The organism is Petrocella sp. FN5 (assembly GCF_029210395.1).
Lineage (GTDB): Bacteria > Bacillota > Clostridia > Lachnospirales > Vallitaleaceae > Petrocella.
Genome location: NZ_JARGDP010000113.1, coordinates 1 through 5,010, shown reverse-complemented (window position 1 = coordinate 5,010; position 5,010 = coordinate 1). Strand labels below are relative to the sequence as shown.

General features: G+C 33.2%; 6 protein-coding genes. All 6 read left to right on the top strand.

Features of this window, described 5'->3' with window-relative positions:
* Positions 1-514, top strand: a 514-nt coding sequence (locus P0N36_RS14490; protein ID WP_275843577.1) for a helix-turn-helix domain-containing protein, incomplete at its 5' end; no start/stop codon positions are given.
* Between the two features lie 250 nt (positions 515-764).
* Complete coding sequence (locus tag P0N36_RS14485) at positions 765-1,178, top strand: cupin domain-containing protein (protein WP_275843576.1); 414 nt, start codon at positions 765-767, stop codon at positions 1,176-1,178.
* A 35-nt stretch (positions 1,179-1,213) separates the two neighbouring features.
* The gene (locus tag P0N36_RS14480) at positions 1,214-2,296 is read left to right on the top strand and encodes a TRAP transporter substrate-binding protein (protein WP_275843575.1); all 1,083 of its coding nucleotides are present in this window, start codon (positions 1,214-1,216) and stop codon (positions 2,294-2,296) included.
* Between the two features lie 93 nt (positions 2,297-2,389).
* Positions 2,390-3,670 carry a TRAP transporter large permease gene (locus tag P0N36_RS14475; RefSeq protein WP_275843574.1) on the top strand — a complete coding sequence of 427 codons (1,281 nt, stop codon included), beginning with the start codon at positions 2,390-2,392 and terminating at the stop codon, positions 3,668-3,670.
* Positions 3,671-3,680: 10 nt separating this feature from the next.
* On the top strand, positions 3,681-4,187 hold the full coding sequence (locus P0N36_RS14470; protein WP_275843573.1) for a TRAP transporter small permease: 507 nt from the start codon (positions 3,681-3,683) through the stop codon (positions 4,185-4,187).
* A gap of 49 nt (positions 4,188-4,236) precedes the next feature.
* Positions 4,237-4,962 carry an SDR family NAD(P)-dependent oxidoreductase gene (locus tag P0N36_RS14465; protein WP_275843572.1) on the top strand — a complete coding sequence of 242 codons (726 nt, stop codon included), beginning with the start codon at positions 4,237-4,239 and terminating at the stop codon, positions 4,960-4,962.
* Positions 4,963-5,010: the final 48 nt, after the last annotated feature.

The window sequence follows — 5,010 nt, the reverse complement described above, 5'->3', positions numbered from 1 at the left end:
TTATAAAGATGTGCTCAATACGATTATTGGTTATCTTTATGAGATTCAATATATTCATTCCAAAGATATGAGCGATATCATTAAGAGTTTTTCGGAGTTTGATAAAAGATTTAAAACAATTAATGAAGCTACTAATTGGACCCTACAATTTATCACAAATATCTTCACTTTTTTAAAGGAAGATGGTTATAATAAATTCGACAGTCCGGTCAATAAATGTATTCAATTTATTGAGGCAGAGTATATGAAGGATATAAGTTTGAATGAAATTGCAGAACGACTTGATATGTCTGTATCCTATTTGTCAAAACAGTTTAAGGATGAAACGGGTATTAATTTCAAAGAATATGTGACTAGAATTAAAATTAATAAAGCTAAGTATTTACTAAATGAAACAAATCAGACAATTGAACAAGTTGCAAAAAATATTGGTTATAATAATACATTACAAATGATACGTATGTTTAAAAAATTAGAAAATGTTACGCCATCGGAGTATAGAAAAAGAAGTTAAAAACCTATAACAAAAAAAGATACTTCATTTCAAAAAAAGATACTTCATCTTCTAAAGCCTTTATTTTAAAGGCTTTTTGTTTTGTTTTTTTTATAATTAGGATTTTATTCTTTTGAAAAAAAGCCGTAATCTAAAAGATAAAAAAAGATTCTTTTTCTTTCTTAATAAACTTGGCATAATAAAAATGTGTTCAGGCCGTTCACAAAGCAAGTACAAAAAACAAAGCATTTATTTGAAAAGGAGAAAGCTTATGAGCAGTAATGATAAGACACAAAAATATGTTTACACAATAGAAGATTTACCAGATACAGTTATCGTTCCAGAAGAAGATATACGCACCAAGTTTCTAATTAGTAAAAATTCAATGGTGAGTTTCATCAATGTACCGAAAGGTTCGACTTTTCCTATTCATAGTCATGATGCAGAACAGATTATGATTGTTCTAGAAGGTGAAGAGCATCACGAGATTGATGGCAAAAAGATTATTATGCATGCTGGGGATGTATGTGTTCATCCGGCTAATGTACCACATGGTGGTTATACACCTACAGGCATTAAAGCAATTGATATTTTTGCACCGGCACGTGATAGTCATGTCAAGCTCATGAAAGAACAAGGCACATACCCAGATGAATTTGGTAACTATAAAACGAATATCAAGTAACTTAATCAATGATTATTATATGGGAGGTTTAGTTTATGAAATTAACAAGTATTAAAAAGATTTTAGGTCTAATCATAGTATGCTTACTATTAATTACAATCGTAGGTTGTGCAAAAAATGATGAAGTTACACCAGAACCTATTCCTAATACGGATGTGGAAACAGAAGAACCTATGGCAGAAGAACCAGAAGAACCCACTGAAGTTATTGAAATTAAATTGGCACACTATGCCGAAATTGGCCATCCAGCAGACCTTGCTGCTAACGAATTTGCATTAAAAGTTGAAGCAAGAACAAATGGTGCCGTTAATATCATCGTTTATCCAGCCAATGCTTTAGGTACACCGGATGAAGTGTTAGAGCAAAATATTCTTGGTACAGTAGATATGAGTTTACCGACTCAAGGACATCTAAGTAAGTATTCGCAAAAATTCTCAACTGTCATGTTACCATTTGCTTTTGAAAACGCTGATCATGTTTATCGTGTTCTTGATGGACCTTTTATGGAGTGGGCAGCACCTGATCTTGAAGCACAAGGCCTTGTGTTTTTATCAAACTGGGATTGGGGTTTCAGAAATATAACAAATAATAGACGACCAATAAATACACCTGCTGATGTAGCCGGACTCAAGCTTAGAACACCTCCCGAAATTCAATTACAAGCCGCTATGGAAGCGCTTGGTGCTAACGTTAGTCAGATTGCTTTCTCAGAGTTAATTTTATCATTAAACCAAGGTGTAGTAGATGGACAAGAAAACCCATTATCCGTTATCTATTACAACAATGTTTTTGAAGCTCAAAACCATTTGGCCATTACTCAACATGTTTACAACTCAATGGTTAATGTTATGAGTAAAGAAGTTTGGGATAAGCTTTCAGAAGAACAAAAAATAATTATAAAAGAAGAAAGTATGAATGCCGGCAACGAAATGCGTAAAATGATGCAAGATCAAGAAGTAGATCTTGTTGGAATGCTTGAGGAAAAAGGTATGGAAGTTACGTATCCGGATAAGGCTTTATTCAAAGATATGATGCAACCTGCCTATGATCGTATTGCTGAATATGCCGGAAAAGAAAATGTTGAGTATTTATTAAAGATTGCAGAAGAGAATAAATAATTAACTTATAAGCAAACAACAAGATATTTCTAGAACAAGCTGTATTTATGCATATAAAAATAGATATAGCTTGTTCATTTAAAGGAGGATTTTATGGAAGCATTACTTATTTTCATCGTGCTTATAGGATTAATACTTCTTGGTGTACCGATTGCAGTGAGTCTTGGGATTACATCCATAGGTGCATTTGTGTTACTAGGTGAATCACAAAACTTACTTATGATGGCACAAAGAATGTACGCATCTACAACAGGATTTACTTTATTAGCCATTCCATTTTTTATTCTTGCTGGTAACCTTATGAATACCTGTGGTATTACAAGAAAAATTTTTGATTTTGCAGAGGCGAGCGTAGGACATGTTTGGGGAGGGCTTGGACAAGTCAATATCATTGCCAGTGTTATTTTCTCGGGGATGTCTGGAGCAGCAGTTGCTGATGCAGCTGGACTTGGGATGATTGAGATTAAAGCGATGACGGATAGTGGGTATGATAAAAAGTTTTCAGCAGCAATAACGGCTGCTTCATCAACGATAGGGCCTGTTATACCACCGAGCATTCCATTTGTTATCTATGGTGCAATGACTGGTGTTTCTGTTGGTAGTTTGTTTTTAGCTGGGTTTTTGCCTGGAATACTTATGGCAGTTACAATGATTATTGCCGTATCCATTATATCGAGGAAGAGAAATTATCCAAGACAACCGAAACAATCATTTGGAAAACGACTTGAAGCATTTAAAAAGGCATTTTTACCACTCCTTATGCCAGTCATCATTATTGGCGGCATCTTAAGTGGCTGGTTTACTGCAACGGAAGCAGCGGTAGTTGCTTGTATTTATGCGCTGTTGTTAGACGGTCTTGTATATCACGAGCTAAGTTTAAAAAAGATTATTGGTATATTAACAAATACAGTTATTCATACAGTAAAAGTTATGTTTATAATTTCAGCAGCCGGTTTTTTTGGATGGTTACTAACGTTCTTAAAAGTACCTGAACAAATTATTATTACACTAACAAGTATAAGTGATAATAAATATATTTTATTATTAATTATTATTGGCATTTTGATTGTTCTTGGCATGTTCTTAGAAGGCATTGCTGTACTTATGATTACAATACCCATATTTATGCCTATTATACTTCAATTGGGTGTTGATCCTATTCAATTTGGTGTTGTCATGATTTTAGCATCCATGATTGGACTCTTATCACCACCTGTCGGAATGTGCTTGTATGCAGTATCGAGTATTAGTGATGTAAAAATAGGTGCTCTAAGTAAAGAAGTATCCCCTTATATAGTTGGTATTTTCATTGTATTATTAGCGGTTGCAGCAATACCACAAATATCATTATTAATACCAAACTTATTTAGATAGGAGGCATAAAATGAAGGTACTTATAAAAATAGATGAAAGTATAAATATAACACTTCAAGCTATTTGTGTTTCATTTCTTGTGATATTATTTACCCTATTATCACTAAATGTATTTGTTAGATTTATTCCACTTTTTTCAATGGGGTGGTTTGATGAGATTGTAGAGTTATCCTTTACTTGCTTGAGTTTTTTTGGCGCTGCTTTTTTATGGCGTAGACATGAACATTCTAGAATTGATTTTTTGAGTGAAAAGTTTATGGGAACAAAAAAAGAGCATATTCTTGAACTTATAATAAGTATTATAGGATTGATATTTATCTATTTTATGGTAAGGTATAGCTTAGTACTCATTAGTAAAGCGACAGCATGGTCACCGATATTTAAAATACCAAGAAAGTTATTTTATGCTCCCATCCCGATTTCGGGGATAATAATGGGTATCTATTCAGTCAGAGACATCTTTATCATTGGGAGAAAAATATTTATGAATCCTAAAAAGTATGCGTATAAAGCATAGGTTGTTTTCAGAAGTTATAATAATAAAGAGAAGATAAAATGGAGGCTATATGAAAATATTAATAACAGGTGCAAGTACAGGCATTGGTTCTGCAGTAGCTAAAACTTTAGCAAAGAATAATGAATTATATTTGGTTTACAATCAATCTAAAGAAAGTGCAGTTCAAGTGGCATCAGAAGTGACAAAGATGGGTGGTATTGCACACTTAATTCAATGTGATATAACAACAGAAGAAAACTGTATAGCGTTAATGCAAGAAGTTAAAAAGCATACGGATTATTTAGATGTTCTTGTAAATAATGCAGGAGGACTTGTGAAACGCGTTCCTGCCACTGAACTCACTTGGAATCATATGCAAGAAGTGTTTAATCTCAATACATTTTCATTGTTTAAAATTACTTCATTAGCAATTGAACTCCTTAATAAGGGAACAAATCCTAATATAGTGAACATTGCTTCTGTTGTTATTCGGCATGGTGCACCTGGAGCTACAATGTATGCAGCTTCAAAAGGTGCAGTTGATGTTTTTACAAGAGGGCTTATGAGAGAATTAGCACCAAAAATACGTGTAAATACAATATCACCGGGTGTTATCGATACACCATTTCATGATAAGGTTTCAACAAAAGAGCAAATGAAAATATGGGCTGATGCAAATCCACTAAAACGAAATGGCCAAAGTGAACATATTGCTCTTGCAGTCTCATTTTGTATAGAAAATACTTTTTTAAATGGTGAAAATATAGATGTAAATGGTGGTACATACATTAGGTAGTATTACTTTGTAGGCGCTATGATATCTGATAGATTTAAGACCTAAATA